16 protein-coding genes are annotated in these 16,366 nt (G+C 55.1%); all 16 read right to left on the minus strand.

Translation table 11 applies throughout. From position 1 onward, the window contains the following. Window positions 1–37 precede the first annotated feature (37 nt). Entirely contained in the window at window positions 38–772 is a 735-nt protein-coding gene (locus FHI25_RS11920; protein ID WP_008891210.1) for an ABC transporter ATP-binding protein, read from the minus strand. Further along, the gene (locus FHI25_RS11925; protein ID WP_210518027.1) at window positions 765–2,015 is read right to left on the minus strand and encodes a lipoprotein-releasing ABC transporter permease subunit; all 1,251 of its coding nucleotides are present in this window, start codon (window positions 2,013–2,015) and stop codon (window positions 765–767) included. Before FHI25_RS11925 ends, FHI25_RS11920 begins: the two co-directional genes overlap by 8 nt. 116 nt (window positions 2,016–2,131) lie before the next feature. Continuing rightward, window positions 2,132–3,457: a proline--tRNA ligase gene (gene proS, locus FHI25_RS11930; RefSeq protein WP_064781498.1), complete on the minus strand. Its 1,326-nt coding sequence runs from the start codon at window positions 3,455–3,457 to the stop codon at window positions 2,132–2,134. Window positions 3,458–3,607: 150 nt separating this feature from the next. Beyond that, entirely contained in the window at window positions 3,608–4,075 is a 468-nt protein-coding gene (locus FHI25_RS11935; protein ID WP_246879047.1) for a hypothetical protein, read from the minus strand. 530 nt (window positions 4,076–4,605) lie between these two features. Beyond that, window positions 4,606–4,845 carry a DUF1467 family protein gene (locus FHI25_RS11940; protein ID WP_210518031.1) on the minus strand — a complete coding sequence of 80 codons (240 nt, stop codon included), beginning with the start codon at window positions 4,843–4,845 and terminating at the stop codon, window positions 4,606–4,608. Window positions 4,846–4,960: 115 nt separating this feature from the next. Beyond that, complete coding sequence (gene mce, locus FHI25_RS11945) at window positions 4,961–5,365, minus strand: methylmalonyl-CoA epimerase (protein ID WP_008891215.1); 405 nt, start codon at window positions 5,363–5,365, stop codon at window positions 4,961–4,963. A gap of 104 nt (window positions 5,366–5,469) precedes the next feature. Beyond that, the gene (locus FHI25_RS11950; RefSeq protein ID WP_210518033.1) at window positions 5,470–7,146 is read right to left on the minus strand and encodes a ribonuclease J; all 1,677 of its coding nucleotides are present in this window, start codon (window positions 7,144–7,146) and stop codon (window positions 5,470–5,472) included. 73 nt (window positions 7,147–7,219) lie between these two features. After that, window positions 7,220–8,014, minus strand: coding sequence for a type III pantothenate kinase (locus FHI25_RS11955; RefSeq protein WP_008891217.1), 795 nt, complete (start codon window positions 8,012–8,014; stop codon window positions 7,220–7,222). A 43-nt stretch (window positions 8,015–8,057) separates the two neighbouring features. Further along, on the minus strand, window positions 8,058–8,816 hold the full coding sequence (locus tag FHI25_RS11960; RefSeq protein WP_210518035.1) for a biotin--[acetyl-CoA-carboxylase] ligase: 759 nt from the start codon (window positions 8,814–8,816) through the stop codon (window positions 8,058–8,060). A gap of 2 nt (window positions 8,817–8,818) precedes the next feature. Next, a complete protein-coding gene (gene nuoN, locus FHI25_RS11965; RefSeq protein ID WP_232308431.1) occupies window positions 8,819–10,258 on the minus strand; it encodes an NADH-quinone oxidoreductase subunit NuoN in 1,440 nt (479 codons plus the stop codon). An 11-nt stretch (window positions 10,259–10,269) separates the two neighbouring features. Further along, on the minus strand, window positions 10,270–11,787 hold the full coding sequence (locus FHI25_RS11970) for an NADH-quinone oxidoreductase subunit M (RefSeq protein ID WP_008891220.1): 1,518 nt from the start codon (window positions 11,785–11,787) through the stop codon (window positions 10,270–10,272). Between the two features lie 6 nt (window positions 11,788–11,793). Continuing rightward, window positions 11,794–13,797, minus strand: a complete 2,004-nt coding sequence (gene nuoL, locus FHI25_RS11975) for an NADH-quinone oxidoreductase subunit L (protein ID WP_064781502.1) — start codon at window positions 13,795–13,797, stop codon at window positions 11,794–11,796. A 7-nt stretch (window positions 13,798–13,804) separates the two neighbouring features. Continuing rightward, window positions 13,805–14,113 carry an NADH-quinone oxidoreductase subunit NuoK gene (gene nuoK, locus FHI25_RS11980; RefSeq protein ID WP_007089416.1) on the minus strand — a complete coding sequence of 103 codons (309 nt, stop codon included), beginning with the start codon at window positions 14,111–14,113 and terminating at the stop codon, window positions 13,805–13,807. After that, a complete protein-coding gene (locus FHI25_RS11985; protein ID WP_008891222.1) occupies window positions 14,113–14,721 on the minus strand; it encodes an NADH-quinone oxidoreductase subunit J in 609 nt (202 codons plus the stop codon). The genes nuoK and FHI25_RS11985 overlap by 1 nt, the downstream gene beginning before the upstream one ends. 83 nt (window positions 14,722–14,804) lie before the next feature. Beyond that, complete coding sequence (nuoI, locus tag FHI25_RS11990) at window positions 14,805–15,293, minus strand: NADH-quinone oxidoreductase subunit NuoI (protein ID WP_008891223.1); 489 nt, start codon at window positions 15,291–15,293, stop codon at window positions 14,805–14,807. Window positions 15,294–15,324: 31 nt separating this feature from the next. Beyond that, on the minus strand, window positions 15,325–16,338 hold the full coding sequence (gene nuoH, locus FHI25_RS11995; RefSeq protein WP_008891224.1) for an NADH-quinone oxidoreductase subunit NuoH: 1,014 nt from the start codon (window positions 16,336–16,338) through the stop codon (window positions 15,325–15,327). Window positions 16,339–16,366 lie beyond the last annotated feature (28 nt).

A 16,366-nucleotide genomic window follows, 5' to 3' on the forward strand; every position in this document is an offset into this window, starting at 1 on the left:
CCGGCGCGGCAAAACCAGCTTAAAGAATTTTGATCGCTTAGGGAAGATCAGCGGGATCGAGTTCGATCAAATGACCGTCGCGCAGGGTCACCACCCGATCCATCTGGCGTGCAAGTTCCGGGTTATGGGTCGCAATCAGCGACGCCAGACCGGTTTCACGCACCAGTGTCATCAGCATGCCAAACACCGTTTCGGCGGTTTGCGGATCAAGGTTGCCGGTGGGTTCGTCGGCAAACAGCACATCAGGCACATTGGCCAGCGCACGGGCAATCGCCACGCGTTGTTGTTCGCCGCCTGACAAACGTGCGGGACGATGATCGGCACGTTTTTCAAGGCCAAGACAACGCAGCAATTCCAGCCCGCGTTCTTCGGCTTCGGCCCGTTTAAGGCCTTTGATCATTTGCGGCATGACGACGTTTTCAAGGGCTGAAAATTCCGGCAGCAAATGATGGTACTGATAGACAAAGCCGATGTGGCTGCGGCGCATTTCAGTGCGCGCCAGATCAGACAGATCCGTGCTGCGCTTGCCCCCGATGGACACCAACCCGCCATCGGGCTTTTCCAAAAGACCGGCAATCTGAAGCAGGGTTGACTTACCCGCGCCTGAAGGCCCGACAAGGGCAACGATTTCACCCTGATGGATTTCGAGATCAACCGATTTCAGAATTTCGAGCTGATCGGGGCCCTGATTGAAAATGCGGTCAATCTTTTCAAGGCGCAGTACGACTTTGCGCGCGCGCTGTTCGGCAGTTGTTTTCAACAGATCACTCATAACGCAGGGCCTCCACCGGATCGAGGCGCGATGCCCGCCATGCCGGATAGACCGTGGCAAGGAAGGACAATGTCAGCGACATGATGCAAACCATAACGACCTCGCCGACATCCATGTCGGCCGGCAACTGCGACAGGAAGTAAATCTCGGCATTGAAAAGGTCAGTCCCGGTCAGGCTTTGAATAAACTGACGGATATTCTCGATGTTCAGGCAGAACAGAACCCCAATGACCAGACCCGAAATCGTGCCCAGCACACCAATCGAGGCGCCAGCCAGGAAGAACACCTTCATGATCGACTGACGGGTCGCGCCCATGGTGCGCAGGATGGCGATATCACGCCCCTTATCCTTTACCAGCATGACCATGCCGGAAATGATGTTAAAGGCAGCAACAAGGATGATCAGGGTCAGGATCAGGAACATCACATTGCGTTCGACCTGAAGCGCATTAAAGAACCCGGCATTGGATTGTTGCCAATTGACCAGACGCAAGGATTGCCCGGACAAGCTTGTCAGCAATTCCTCCATCGTGTCATCAAGTGCGCCGATATCTTCAAGCATCACTTCAAAATGGGTGATTTTCTCCGGCAGGCGGAAATAGACCTGCGCGGCCTCCAGCGGCATGAAGATAAAGCCGCTGTCATATTCATACATGCCAATATCAAACAAGCCCGCCACGGTATAGCCACGTACACGTGGCACGGAACCAAATGCGGTGACATTGCCCTTGGGCGAGATAAGGTTGACCGTATCGCCAACCCCCACGCCAAGCTTCATGGCCAGACGTGCGCCCATGATCACGGTGTCTTCGCCCTTGAAATCATCCAAGGATCCGAAAACGATATTATTGGCGATGGTTTCGCGTTTCTTGACATCTTCGGGGCGCATGCCGCGCACAATGGCACCGGAAGCACGGCCGTTTTTCGATGCCATCACCTGCCCTTCGACCACGGGTACGGTCAGAACTACATTGCCGTTTTTGGCAATCTCGTCTTCGATCTTGGCGTAATCACCAAGGCCGCCATTGCCCTGTGCATAGACCGAGATATGGCCGTTCAGCCCGAGAATTCGGCCAAGCAGTTCCGCCCTGAAACCATTCATCACCGACATGACAATGATGAGTGTCGCAACACCCAACATGATGCCGAGCAACGAGAAGATGGCGATGACGGAAACAAAGCCTTCCTGCCGACGTGGACGCAGGTAGCGAAAGGCCACCATACGTTCGAACGGACTGAACATGGGCAATCGATCCTTGTGGAAGCGGGTCAGGAAAAAGGTATGAACAAAGAACTTAGCGTTCAAACCGAAAATGGCAACGGGGCAGCACAAGCTGCCCCGTCCGAAAGCATATTTTATCAGGCGCTAAGCTGATTAAGCGCCGCTTCGAAGGTGACTTCGGTTTTCTCACCCGATTTGCGGTTCTTGAGTTCAACAACGCCGTTTTTAAGGCCTTTGGGGCCAATGACGATCTGCCAGGGCAGACCGATCAGATCCATATCGGCAAACTTGCCACCGGCCCGGATGTCGCGGTCATCATAAAGGACCTCGATCCCGGCATTGGTCAGTTTGGCATAGGCATCTTCACAGGCCGCATCGCATTCATCATCACCGGTACGCAGGTTGATCAGGCCAACCTTGTACGGCGCGACAGATTCCGGCCAGATGATGCCGTTTTCGTCGTGGGATGCCTCGATCAATGCACCGACAAGGCGCGACACACCAATGCCGTACGAACCCATCTGAACCGGAACTTCGGTGCCATCCGGACCAAGGACGGTTGCGCCCATCGGTTCGGAATATTTGGTACCGAAGTGGAAGATGTGACCAACTTCGATGCCGCGCGTGGTGACAAGGTCATCACCAAGGGCGGTTACGGCCTCGTTGCTGGCATCATGCATTTCTTCGGTCGCGGCGTAATCTTCAAGCGTGCCCTGTACCCAGTTTTCAAGGCCGGTACGATCATTGAGATCGACACCTTTGCCAGTCAGGTCCTTGTCGAGCCACTTCTTGTCGCAGAACACTTCACTTTCGCCGGTATCGGCCAGAATGATGAATTCGTGGCTAAGATCACCACCGATCGGGCCGGTATCGGCCACCATCGGGATCGCCTTGACACCCAAGCGGGTGAAGGTGCGGCAATAGGCCAGGAAGATCTTGTTATAGGTGTGACGCGCACTTTCGTAATCAATATCGAACGAATAAGCGTCTTTCATGTAGAATTCGCGCCCCCGCATCACGCCAAAGCGCGGGCGGATTTCGTCGCGGAATTTCCACTGGATATGATAGAGCAGCTGTGGAAGCTGTTTATAAGAGCGCACATCCTTGCGAAAAATGTCGGTGATCGCTTCTTCGTTGGTCGGACCAAACAGCATCTTGCGATCATGACGGTCGGTGATGCGCAGCATCTCAAGACCGTAATCATCATAACGACCACTTTCCTGCCACAGCTCGGCCGGCTGAATGGTTGGCATCAGAAGCTCGTTAAAGCCGATCTTGTCCTGTTCTTCACGAACGATCTGTTCGATCTTTTTAAGAACACGGTGGCCGAGTGGCAGCCAGGAATATATCCCTGCGGTCAGCTGACGCACCATACCGGCGCGGAGCATCAGACGATGGGACGCAATCTGGGCTTCCGAAGGGGTTTCCTTCAGGGTCGGCAGAAAGAACTGGGAAAGACGCATCAATGCCTCGTGATGATCAGATCTGAATATTTGGGTCTGTAATAACCTTGCCCGGAAAATGCGACAGAGCCGCCCGAAACGCAAGCCGGAACTTGCTTTATATCATCGATGGCTGGTTAAGCACCAAAGATGGCAAAACGGCGACGGCAATCAACGAAAGCCCGCCTTGCGGCATGCATCAATCAGTTCAGCGTTATTGGCATCATCGCCAAGTGGCTGATCATTGAAATAAACCCGCCCGTTGCGATAGGTGATCTTGCCGATATTCTGTTCGCCGCTGACCCCGTCCGGTACGGTGATGCCGGAATATTTAAAGAAGTCGATGGTGACCGGAAATTCGATTTCCTTGGGCAGTGACTTCAAGATGTTGCTGCCCCCGTTTAAATCGGCCGGGGCAACCGCATTGCCGCGCACATCAACACCTGGCTTGTACGCCACATCGTCGTCGGGCACATGCGTGACCAATTCCTTGCAAGCAGCACGCGTAACGATGATCGTTGGTGCCGGTGCCTCACTTGTTGCTGCAGCATCATCCGCAGCACCGCCATCCATTTGTTCGGTCGCGGAGGGGAATGGGGATTCGTCCTGCGCGTAGGCCGTGATGAGTGGAGACACCATCAGCATCACCGCAGTCACAGGAGCCAATAGTCTGATTTTATGACCTAATCCGGCGCTTGAAATAGATTGGACCAATGAAAACTGGGGCATGATTTAGTTTCGTCCTATCTGTGTGCAATGCAGCAACGATTCATTTGTGAAGTTTGGTCAAAACATCTTGCATAAAAACGAAACATGTGGCTTTTTAGTCGTCCGCTAACGGCGCAAGATCGTTGCGGAAGGCGTATCGCAGCCGCTCATAATATTGCGGGAGGCTTTGTTGCCAATAAGCATACAAGAAGCAGGCGCGACGTCGAAATAAAACCTGTGCATAAGCCCAGGTCTTAGGAGGAAGTATAAAAAGATTACGGGAAAACAGCTATAAAAATAGCGTCTTAGCAAGATCCTTGTGATCTTGCTTTTTTTTTTTGCCCCTGCCCCAATCGGCGCGCTAAGCCATGATTTTTCTGCAGGGCTTACGACGCGCCAAACGACAAAACCCCGCACAAAATGTTGCGGGGTTTTATGTTTTGCAGCTTGGGACAAACGCCTTATTGCGGCGGTCGGACTTCGATCATGCCACTGGTGATGACAAACCATGCGACCCCCCACAGGATTGCCGAAATCAGACTGGTGGCGAGGATCTTTTTCCACATATGCGGCTTTTCCGGTGCGCCGCTGTCATGGCCCGGTTCAACATTTTCGACCCGCTTGACGCCGACCGGCAGCACCATGAACAAAACCAGCCACCAGATAACGATGTAAACAAGAAGTCCGGAAAACCAGTTCATAGGGGTGCCTTCGGGTTGGATGCAGCATCTGAATGTTTGAAAGACGATAGAAACGCCCGACCTGTTTTGCAAGGCCGGACGTTGTGAGATGGGTCTCGTTAAGGTCAGTACCTAATCAAACCTGTTCGAGTTCGACCAGGGTTCCGTTGAAATCCTTGGGATGAAGGAACAAGACCGGTTTACCATGGGCACCGATCTTGGGTTCACCATCACCCAGAACACGTGCACCACTTGCCTGCAGCTTGTCACGCGCGGCCAGAATGTCATCGACCTCGTAGCAGACATGATGAATGCCGCCGGACGCGTTCTTTTCAAGGAAACCCTTGATCGGGGAATTGTCCCCCAACGGATAGAGTAGTTCGATCTTGGTATTGGGCAGTTCGACAAACACAACCGTCACGCCGTGATCGGGCTCGTCTTGCGGCTCCGAGACCTTTGCGCCCAGAACATCGCGATATTGCGCAATCCCGGCTTCAAGATCCGGCACAGCAATCGCAACGTGGTTCAGCCGTCCAATCATGGTGTTCTCCTAACGTCTTTCATCTGCCCGATTGGGGCCAATCTAGGACGGTGAACATCTTTAAGACAACTGCGCTTTTGGTCGAATGCCCGTTACTTGGCGGATCATCCCTGCTCTTTCACGCGCGCCAGATGCACTTCAATCAACGGGCGTTTGCCCATACGTTGACGCACCGGACGGCGCAAAGCCTGACGCACGGCAAGGATCACTGTGGCGTCATTCATGACTTCTTCGTCATTAAGCTGATCAATGCGATTGCCGATTTCGGCCGCAAATTGATCCAGACGGGTTTCTTCGCCGGGCTCGTCAAACAGGCTGGGTGCGGTGATCATCGGTTCATTGACCATTTCGCCAAACTGGTTGAGCACCACGGTCACAAACATCACGCCATTCCAGACGATGCGATTGCGGTTACGGAAGGTATCGGCATCGCGTTTAAGCAACCGACCGCCATCAAGGGCGAGAACGCCGGCCTCTGCCACGCCGAGAACATGTGCATCGCCAGGCGCCAACCGGATGACCGTGCCATCATGCGGGATGACCTGTTCGGGGATCTGACATTCCGCACCAAGGGCGGCCTGTTCACAAAGATGGCGGGTTTCGCCATGCACCGGGACCAGGATTTTCGGACGGGTCAGCTGATACATGCGCGTCAGGTCTTCACGGCCCGGATGGCCCGATACGTGGATCGGTTCATCGCGCGCGGTGATGACTTTGACGCCACGGCGGATCAGCAGGTTCTGGATATAGCCGATAGACTTTTCATTGCCCGGAATTTCACGCGCCGAGAACACAACAGTATCGCCCGGATCGAGTTGAACGGTGGGATGATCACCCTTGGCAATGCGCGACAATGCGGCACGGGGTTCGCCCTGTGATCCGGTGCAAAGCAAAAGCACCTGATCCTTGGGCACTTCCATGGCGTCTTCGTCGGTCAGAAGGTTCGGATAGCCTTTGAGGTAGCCCACTTCGCGCGCGGCCTCTGTTACGCGGTTCAGCGACCGGCCGGCAAGCCCGACACAACGGCCATTTTCATGGGCGGCTTCGATCACCGACTGTACACGAGCAACGTTGGTGGCAAAGCAGGCAACGGCAATGCGCCCCTGCGGATGTTCGGCGAACAGTTTGGACAGGTTCTTGGCGACATCGCCTTCGGAGCCTGTTTTGCCCTCCGAGAACACATTGGTCGAATCACAGACCAGCGCCATGACGCCTTCATCGCCAAGTGCCTCGAGCTTTTTGACATCCGATGCCTCACCAATCTGGGGATCGGGATCGAACTTCCAGTCGCCGGTATGGACAATCAGGCCTTTGGGGGTTCTGATGGCAAGGGCGTTGGGTTCCAGGATCGAGTGCGTCATGGTGACGAATTCGATATCAAAGCAACCAAGCTGGAACCGCCCGCCCAGTTCGATCACATGGATCGGCACCTGGTCGGCAAAATCGGTTTCAGACAGCTTGGCCTTAAGGAATTCGGCGGCAAACGGGGTCGCGTAAATCGGGCATTTCAAGCGCGGCCACAGATACGGTACCGCGCCCAGGTGATCTTCGTGCGCGTGGGTCAGGACCAGGCCAAGCAGCTTGTCCTTGCGTTCCTCGATAAAGGTCGGGTCGGGCATGACCACATCGACGCCCGGCAACCCTTCCTCGCCGAACGAAACCCCCATATCGACCATCAACCATTGATCGTCATAGCCATAAAGGTTCAGGTTCATGCCAATTTCGCCGGAACCTCCGAGCGGCACGAACAAAACGTCATCTTTTGGCAAATACAAATCCACGGAAGCTATATCCTTTGTTTTCGGCGCATCAATTACATGCGGGATAATCGTTCCCCTTGCGTCACGCAAGTCTTTATCCTGTAGGGCGTTCGGTCTGCTGGCTGTTGCGACGATAGATCATCAACAAACCCAGCATGGTCAGATCACCGTGCAGATATTCAATTTCATCAACCGCCTTGGTAAAGAGCGGCGCAAGCCCGCCGGTTGCCACGACTTTCATCTGGTCGACATTTTGCTGTTGGCGAATACGCGCAAGCAACCCTTCGATCATCGAGACATAGCCCCAATAGACCCCTGACTGCATGGCTTCGACCGTGTTTTTGCCCACCACACTGCGCGGGGCTTCGATCGCGACCATCGGCAGCTGGGCCGCGGCCATATGCAGGGCCTTGATCGACAGGTTGACCCCCGGTGCAATCACACCGCCAAGGTAATCACCATTGCCATCGACAACGTCAAATGTCGTGGCCGTCCCGAAATCAAGCACCACCAGCGGCCCGCCAAACAGTTCATGGGCAGCAATCGCGTTGACAAGGCGGTCTGCACCCACCTCGCTTGGTCGGTCCATGATGATTTTCATATCAAGATTGACCGCAGGATCGCCGACAACCATCGGTTCGACGTTGAAATAACGGCGACACAGGGTCTTGAGGCTGAATTCCGCAGCCGGCACCACAGTGGCAATAATTGCCCCCGTAATTGCGTCCTTGGGCACGCCAGACAGCGTGAAAAGATGATGCAACCACACGCCCAACTCGTCCGCGGTGCGTTCGGTGGTGGTGGAACAGCGCCACTGGCCCTTGATGGTATCGCCATCAAAAACCGCAAAGACGATGTTGGTGTTCCCGGCGTCAATCGCAAGCAACATGATGCTTACAAGCCTCCGCTACAAAGCAAGCTATTTGGTTATATCAGGCAGCGAAGAACACTTCACCAGCCCCGATGCGGTGCTCAAGACCACTGTCTTCTCTTAGGATAAGTTCGCCGCCCTCATCAAGCCCGACGAAAGTTCCCTGAAGTTCGCGTTCGGTCAGGCGGGCGACAACCGGCTTGCCAATGCCATATCCCCGCGCCAGCCAAGCTTCGCGGATCGGTGCAAAACCGTCCTGTTCCCAGATCGGCAACCAGTGTGCAACGCGCGCAACATAGGTTGATATCAGATCCGTAACCGACACCGGGGAGCCCAAAGCCGCCAACGAGGTTGCCGGGCGTTCGGCATCGTCGGGGAAAAAGGCGACATTCACCCCTGCCCCGATCACAAGGTAATCGGTTGCTGAACCCTGATTGGAGGCACTTTCAAGCAGGATACCGCAAATCTTGCGATCATTGACCATCAGGTCATTGGGCCATTTGCAATCCGGGCGCACCATGCCGCCGGTGACGGTTTCAACCGCCTCGGCCATGGCAACAGCAATCAGGAAGGTCAGACGGGCGGCTTCGGCCAGTGAACAGGTCGGACGCAGCAACAGCGACGAATACAGATTACCCACCGGTGACGACCAGGCACGGCCACGGCGGCCACGGCCAGACGTCTGGGTTCTGGCTATAACAAGGGCGCCACTTTGGGCGCCCTTGTCTGCGAGGCGCTTGGCCTCTTCATTCGTGCTGTCGACCGCTTCGAGTTCGTGAAGGGTGAAACCTTCGGGAAGACGGATCGTTCGCAATGCCATTCTTACATCCCAAACAGCGATGCCGCGGCAACAGCTGCGCTATCCATCAGCGGGTTCGGGAAGAAGACGAAGGCCAGGATGATGATCGTGGCAACCGCCATGATGACATTCATCTCGGTACCATTGCGATCAAAGCCTTCGACCGGCTCGTCGAAATACATGACCTTGATGATACGCAGGTAGTAATAGGCACTGACAACCGAGGTCACGAGGCCGATTACTGCAAGCGTCACAAGACCGGCATCGACGGCTGCCTTGAAGACATAGAACTTGCCAAAGAAGCCAGCCAGCGGCGGGATACCTGCCATCGAGAACATGAAGATCGCAGTGATCGCAGCCATCAGCGGCTTGGTTTTCGCAAGACCGGCAAGATCGGTGATTTCCTCGTTCATGCGGTCGTTACGACGCATGCACAGGATGACGGCAAAGGTGCCAAGGTTCATGACAAGGTAAATACCCAGATAAACCAGAACACCGGTGACACCTTCTTGCGTGCCTGCGGCCAGACCGACAAGTGCAAAACCAACGTGACCGATGGACGAATAGGCCATCAGGCGTTTGATGTTTTCCTGACGCAGAGCTGCAAACGAACCAACCGCCATCGACAGGATGGAGATCAGGACAATGATCTGCTGCCAGTCTTCGACAGCACCGCCAAACGGACCAACGGCAACGCGGATGAACAGCGCCAGACCGGCAATCTTCGGGGCAACCGCAAAGAAGGACGTGACCGGGGTCGGCGCACCTTCATAAACGTCCGGGGTCCACATGTGGAACGGAACGGCGGAAACCTTGAAGCACAGACCGGCAAAGATGAAGGCCAGACCAACCAGCGCGCCCAGCGGCAGTTCACCACCGACAAGCGTATTGCCCAGAACGGTGAAGTTCGTGGTGCCGGTGAAGCCATAGACCATCGACATGCCATACAGCAGGATGCCCGAGGCGATCGAACCGAGGATGAAGTATTTCAGACCCGATTCCGTCGAACGCACGGTATCACGGCGGATGGCAGCGACAACATAAAGTGCAAGCGACTGCAGTTCGAGACCAAGATACAGCGACAGCATATCGGTTGCCGATACCATCGCCATCATGCCAAGGGTGGCAAGAGAGATCAGGATCGGGAACTCGAAGCGTGCCATGTTTTCACGCTCGGCAAAGTTCATGGCCATGATGATGCCGGTTGCAGAACCGATCAGGATCAGGACCTTGCAGAACTTGGCAAACGGATCAGCACTGAACTGACCAAAGAATGCCGAACCACCATCACCCATCACCACCAGTGCGATGGTAATGACCTGGGCGGCAACTGCCAGCCAGGATACGGTACGGAAGGATTTGTCCTTGCCGGCGAAAACCCCAAGCATCAACAGCGCCAAGGCAGAAACTGCCATAAACATTTCGGGCAGCGCGGCCCCGAGGTTGAGCATAGAAACTCCCATGTTCATTCCCCTCAATTCGCAGCCAGCTGGGCGGCTTGTGCCGCTGCAGCCTGGGCCGTTTCGACCTGGTTGACGAGGTTCTCAACCGAGACATGCATGATGTCGAGGAAGGAGACCGGATAGACCCCCATCCACAGAACGATGATCACCAGCGGTGCAAAGATAATCCATTCACGCGGGCTCAGATCGAGGATGGTTTTCAGGTTCTCTTTGGTGAGTGCCCCGAAAATAATCCGGCGATAGAGATACAGCGCATAGGCCGCACCAAGGATCAGACCGGTTGCCGCAAAGAATGCGACCCAGGTGTTGGCTTCGAACGCACCCAGAAGTGCGAGGATTTCACCAACGAACCCGCCCGTACCCGGCAGACCAACCGATGCCATGGTGAAGAACATGAAGATCAGTGCGTAGCTCGGCATACGGTGCACAAGACCACCATAGGCGTCGATTTCGCGGGTGTGGATACGGTCATAGACCACACCGACACACAGGAAGAGCGCACCGGAAACCACACCGTGGCTGAGCATCTGGAAGATCGAACCTTCGATACCATGCTGGTTAAAGGTGAATGCACCTATGGTCACGATCCCCATATGGGCGACCGACGAATATGCAATCAGCTTTTTCATGTCCTGCTGCGCAAGGGCGACCAGCGATGTGTAGATGATTGCAACAATCGACAGTGTGAAGACGAGCGGTGCGAAGGTTTCAGACGCCAGCGGCATCATCGGCAGCGAGAAACGCAGGAAACCGTAACCACCCATTTTCAATAGCACGCCAGCCAGGATCACAGAACCAGCTGTCGGTGCCTCAACGTGGGCATCGGGCAGCCAGGTATGGACCGGCCACATCGGTACTTTAACAGCAAACGATGCAAAGAAGGCCAGCCATAGCCAGAGCTGCATATTATAATCGAAGCCGTATTCCATCAGGGTCGGGATATCGGTGGTGCCCGCTTCGAAATACATCGCTAGCAGTGCCACCAGCATCAGGACCGAACCAAGAAGGGTATAAAGGAACAGCTTGAATGCCGCATAGACGCGACGCTGACCACCCCAGACGCCGATGATGATGAACATCGGGATCAGGACGCCTTCGAAGAACAGATAGAACAGCAGACCGTCAAGGGCACTGAACATGCCGACCATCATCGTTTCAAGAACGAGGAAGGCGATCATGTATTCCTTCACGCGCTTCTGGATCGCTTCCCATGCCGACAGGATACAAATCGGTGTCAGGAAGGTCGCAAGCAGGACGAACAGAACGGAAATACCGTCAACGCCCATGTGATAGGAAATGTTCAGACCCGGCATCCAGTCCGCCTGCTCGACGAACTGGAAATCTGCGGTCGTTGCATCGAAGTTCACCCACAGCATCAAGGATACGAGGAATGTGAACCCCGAGGTCCAAAGCGCAACCCAACGGGAATTGCGGGCAACAGTCGCCTCTTCACCATTGATCAGCAGCAGCAGGGCTGCACCGACCAGCGGCAGGAAAGTGACGATCGAAAGAATTGGCCAATCACTCATCGCCCGTTAACCCATCTTCCAAATTGTGTAGGAGACCAGCGCTGCAATGCCGATCAGCATCGCAAATGCATAGTGATAGACGAAACCACTCTGAATGGCGCTGACGCGACGTGCGATGTTACGGCAAGCAGCTGCCACACCATCCGGACCGCAACCATCAATGATGGCACCATCCCCTGATTTCCAGAAGCCATAACCCAAAGCAAAGGCCGGCTTGACGAAAATCTTGTCATAGAGCTCGTCGAAGTACCATTTGTTCAGCGCGAAGCGGTAAACACCGTTGAAGGTGTTGGCCAGCGTGCGCGGAAGCGACGGTACGAGCTTGTACATGACAATCGCAAGCGACAGACCGGTGATCATGGCAACAAACGGTGCCCATTTCACCCAACCCGGAACATGGTGTGCATTTTCCAGAGCGTTGTGACCTTCGGCCATGAAGAGTGCGCCATTCCAGAAGGTCAGCATTTCTTCAAAGTCGCCGCCACCGAACCAGTCCTTGGCGAACCAGCCGGCAAAGACAGCACCGACGGTCAGGAACAGGAGCGGACCGGTCATGATCGCCGGGCTTTCATGCACGTGCGCCATGGTGCGTTCATCAGCACGCGGTGCGCCGAAGAAGGTCAGGAAGATCAGACGCCAGCTGTAGAACGAGGTCATCAGAGCCGCAAGGATACCTGCCCAGAACGCATACAGGCCAACACCGGTATGTGCCCCATAGGCGCTTTCAAGGATAAGGTCCTTGGAATAGTAACCCGCAAAGCCCGGAACACCGGTAATCGCAAGCGTCCCAATCACCATCACAGCAAAGGTCAGCGGAACCATTTTGGCAATGCCGCCCATCTTGCGCATGTCCTGTTCATCGGACATGGCGTGGATGACCGAACCGGCACCAAGGAACAGAAGCGCCTTGAAGAAGCCGTGCGTCATCAAGTGGAAGACACCCGCCGAATAAGCCGACACGCCACAGGCAAAGAACATATAGCCCAGCTGCGAACAGGTCGAATAGGCAATGACGCGCTTGATGTCGTTCTGAACACAGCCGATGGTGGCCGCAAAGAACGCGGTCGAGGCACCAACAATGGTCACGATCATCAGGGTGGTTTCAGCATATTCAAAGATCGGCGACAGACGCGCGACCATGAACACACCGGCCGTCACCATGGTTGCCGCGTGAATAAGGGCGGAAACCGGGGTCGGGCCTTCCATTGCGTCCGGAAGCCAGGTGTGCAGACCAAGCTGTGCCGATTTACCCATCGCACCGATGAACAGCAGGAAGCAGGTAATCTCAAGGGCTGAGAACTCATGGCCCAGGAACATCAGCGTGGTTCCTGCGACTTCTTCGGCATTGCCAAAGATGACGTCGAACTGAACGCTGTCGAACAGGACATAAACCGCAAAGATACCAAGGGCAAAGCCGAAGTCACCGACACGGTTGACGATGAATGCTTTCATCGCAGCGGCCGACGCCGACGGTTTGGAATACCAGAAGCCGATCAGAAGGTAAGATGCCAGACCAACGCCTTCCCAGCCGAAGAACAGCTGGATCAGGTTGTCGGCGGTAATCAGCATCAGCATCGCAAAGGTGAACAGGCTGAGATACGCCATGAAGCGCGGCTTGTCCGGGTCATGCGACATATAGCCGATGGAATAGATGTGAACCATCGAGGACACACCGGTGACAACGATCAGCATCACACAGGTCAGCGTATCAATACGCAGCGACCAGGACGCATCGAAGCTGCCCGAGGAAATCCAGGTAAACAGTTCAATCACAACCGGGTTGCCGCCCAGGGCAACATCGACAAAGGCAAAGATCGAAATCACAAAGGCAATCACGACACCGGCAACGGTGACCAGCTGTGCCAGACGATCCGACGCGGACACACCATGATGGTGATGACCATGGCTGTCATGCGGGGCATCCTTTGCGGTCGACATGGCGCCGACCAGCGTGATGGCCCCGGCAAGGATTGCCGCGATCAGGGGCAGGAATACAATCAACGGATACATATCTGCCTTACCCCTTCATCATGTTGATGTCTTCAACCGCGATGGTGCCGCGGTTACGGAAATAGACGACCAGGATCGCCAGACCAATTGCCGCTTCAGCCGCAGCAACCGTCAGAACGAAGATGGTAAATACCTGTCCGACGAGGTCGCCGAGGAACGACGAGAACGCGACCAGATTGATATTGACCGCCAGCAGCATCAGCTCGATCGACATCATGATGATGATGACGTTCTTGCGGTTCATGAAGATGCCGAAGATCCCGAGTGTGAAAAGGATCGCCGCGACGGTCAGATAATGTGCAAGACCGATTTCCATCAGATCCCCCTTCCGACCGGAACTTTTTTGACTTCAAGCGTATCAGCGCGGGTACGCTTGACCTGCTCGGAGATTTTCTGACGACGGACACCTTCACGGTGACGCAGTGTCAGGACAATTGCGCCAATCATCGCAACAAGCAGAACCAGACCAGCCGCCTGGAAGATGTATGCGTAATCGGTGTAAATCAGTTGACCGAGTGCTTCGACGTTGGTCAGCCCTGCCGGTGTCGGCTGCGCGAGAACCGCGACCGCCTCATCCGTAAGAGTCCAGCCAGCGCCAACCAGTGCCAGCTCGACAAACAGAACAACCGCGATCAGAACGCCGATCGGCAGGTAGTTCAAAAAGCCCTGACGCATTTCGACAAAGTTAATGTCGAGCATCATGACGACGAACAGGAACAGGACTGCAACCGCGCCGACATAGACGACGACAAGCAGCATGGCGAGAAACTCGGCACCCAGCAGGACGAAAAGTCCTGCTGCGTTAAAGAATGTCAAGATCAGCAACAGTACCGAATGCACCGGGTTGCGAACGGTCACAACCGCAGTCGCGGACAAGACCGCGACGGTAGCAAACAGGTAAAAAGCCAAAGCCTGTACGACCATAAGGTACCCCCTTGGCGAACCGTTGCTGCCCCTTTGGCTGGCAACGGCCCATGAACTCTCTTTCTAACGATCAGACGCGACACTTACCGATAAGGTGCGTCTGCCTCCAATCGTGCAGCAAGCTCGGCTTCCCAACGCTCGCCGTTTGCCAGCAGCTTGTCCTTGTCATAGAACAGCTCCTCGCGGTTTTCGGTTGCGAACTCGAAGTTCGGACCTTCGACGATGGCATCCACCGGGCAGGCTTCCTCGCAGAAGCCACAATAGATGCATTTCGTCATATCAATGTCGTAACGCGTGGTACGACGCGAACCGTCGTTGCGCGGCTCGACCTCAATTGTGATGGCCTGTGCCGGGCAAATGGCTTCGCAAAGTTTGCAGGCGATGCAACGCTCTTCGCCGTTCGGGTAACGGCGCAGTGCGTGTTCGCCACGGAAACGCGGGCTCAGCGGACCTTTTTCGTACGGGTAGTTGATCGTCACCTTGGGCTTGAACATGTACTTCAAGGTGAGCGCCATTCCCGAAACGAGTTCCGCGAGCAGGAAACTCCGGGCCGTCCGATCAATAAATGACATCGTTTACCTCTCTCTTGCCGATGCGCGGCGATCAGGCCGGGACCTTGTCAAAAACAACGAGGAACGTGGCAACCAGCATGACCCATGCAAACGACAGCGGCAGGAAGATTTTCCAGCCCAGACGCATCAGTTGGTCATAACGGTAACGCGGGAAGGTTGCACGGACCCACAGGAAGATGAACAGAACGAAGCAGATCTTGATGATGAACCAGATTGCGCCCGGGATGAATTCGAGGAACGGCAACGGCGCGCTCCAGCCACCCAGGAACAGAATGGCGCACAGGCCACTCATCAGGATCATGTTCGCGTATTCACCCAGGAAGAACAGCGCAAAGGTCATTGCCGAATAGTCGACGTTATAACCCGAGACCAGTTCGGCTTCCGCTTCGGGAAGGTCAAACGGTGCGCGGTTGGTTTCTGCCAGAATGGATACGATGAAGACGATGAACATCGGGAAGTGATAAACGAAGTTCCACTCCCAGATACCACCGACCTGCCCGCGGACAATGTCGCTGAGGTTCAGCGAACCGGTCGTCAGCAGAACCGAGATGATGATCAGGCCAATCGAAATCTCATACGAAACCATCTGGGCGCCGGAACGCAGCGCACCAAGGAAGGCGTATTTGGAGTTCGATGCCCAACCGGCCATCACGATACCGTAAACACCCAGCGAAGAAATCGCGAAGATGTAAAGAATACCGACATTCAGATCGGCCAGAACCATGCCCTCGTCGAACGGAATAACCGCCCAGGCAATGATTGCCAGAATAAAGGTCAGCATCGGGGCGATGATGAACACGCCCTTGTTCGCGCTGCTTGGAATGATTGTCTCTTTCAGAAACAGCTTCAAACCATCGGCAAGCGGCTGCAGCAGGCCAAACGGCCCCACAACGTTCGGGCCCTTACGGAGCTGAATAGCACCGATGACCTTACGCTCGGCGTAGGTCAGATAGGCGACAGCACCCAGCAACGGCAGAACAATCGCCAGAATTTTGGCGACGATCCAGACGAGCGGTTCAATATATCCGTCCCAAAGAAGTTCCATCGGTCAAACCGTATCTTTTGCGTTTCGT

Origin of the sequence: Thalassospira sp. ER-Se-21-Dark, assembly GCF_017922435.1 — a bacterium.
Taxonomy (GTDB): domain Bacteria; phylum Pseudomonadota; class Alphaproteobacteria; order Rhodospirillales; family Thalassospiraceae; genus Thalassospira.

Coding starts and splice junctions, on each gene's coding strand:
- FHI25_RS11920 (WP_008891210.1), bottom strand. CDS start 772: ATGAGTGATCTGTTGAAAACAACTGCCGAACAGCGCGCGCGCAAAGTC.
- FHI25_RS11925 (WP_210518027.1), bottom strand. CDS start 2,015: ATGTTCAGTCCGTTCGAACGTATGGTGGCCTTTCGCTACCTGCGTCCA.
- proS (WP_064781498.1), bottom strand. CDS start 3,457: ATGCGTCTTTCCCAGTTCTTTCTGCCGACCCTGAAGGAAACCCCTTCG.
- FHI25_RS11935 (WP_246879047.1), bottom strand. CDS start 4,075: ATGGTGTCTCCACTCATCACGGCCTACGCGCAGGACGAATCCCCATTC.
- FHI25_RS11940 (WP_210518031.1), bottom strand. CDS start 4,845: ATGAACTGGTTTTCCGGACTTCTTGTTTACATCGTTATCTGGTGGCTG.
- mce (WP_008891215.1), bottom strand. CDS start 5,365: ATGATTGGACGGCTGAACCACGTTGCGATTGCTGTGCCGGATCTTGAA.
- FHI25_RS11955 (WP_008891217.1), bottom strand. CDS start 8,014: ATGTTGCTTGCGATTGACGCCGGGAACACCAACATCGTCTTTGCGGTT.
- FHI25_RS11960 (WP_210518035.1), bottom strand. CDS start 8,816: ATGGCATTGCGAACGATCCGTCTTCCCGAAGGTTTCACCCTTCACGAA.
- nuoN (WP_232308431.1), bottom strand. CDS start 10,258: ATGGGAGTTTCTATGCTCAACCTCGGGGCCGCGCTGCCCGAAATGTTT.
- FHI25_RS11970 (WP_008891220.1), bottom strand. CDS start 11,787: ATGAGTGATTGGCCAATTCTTTCGATCGTCACTTTCCTGCCGCTGGTC.
- nuoL (WP_064781502.1), bottom strand. CDS start 13,797: ATGTATCCGTTGATTGTATTCCTGCCCCTGATCGCGGCAATCCTTGCC.
- nuoK (WP_007089416.1), bottom strand. CDS start 14,113: ATGGAAATCGGTCTTGCACATTATCTGACCGTCGCGGCGATCCTTTTC.
- FHI25_RS11985 (WP_008891222.1), bottom strand. CDS start 14,721: ATGGTCGTACAGGCTTTGGCTTTTTACCTGTTTGCTACCGTCGCGGTC.
- nuoI (WP_008891223.1), bottom strand. CDS start 15,293: ATGTCATTTATTGATCGGACGGCCCGGAGTTTCCTGCTCGCGGAACTC.
- nuoH (WP_008891224.1), bottom strand. CDS start 16,338: ATGGAACTTCTTTGGGACGGATATATTGAACCGCTCGTCTGGATCGTC.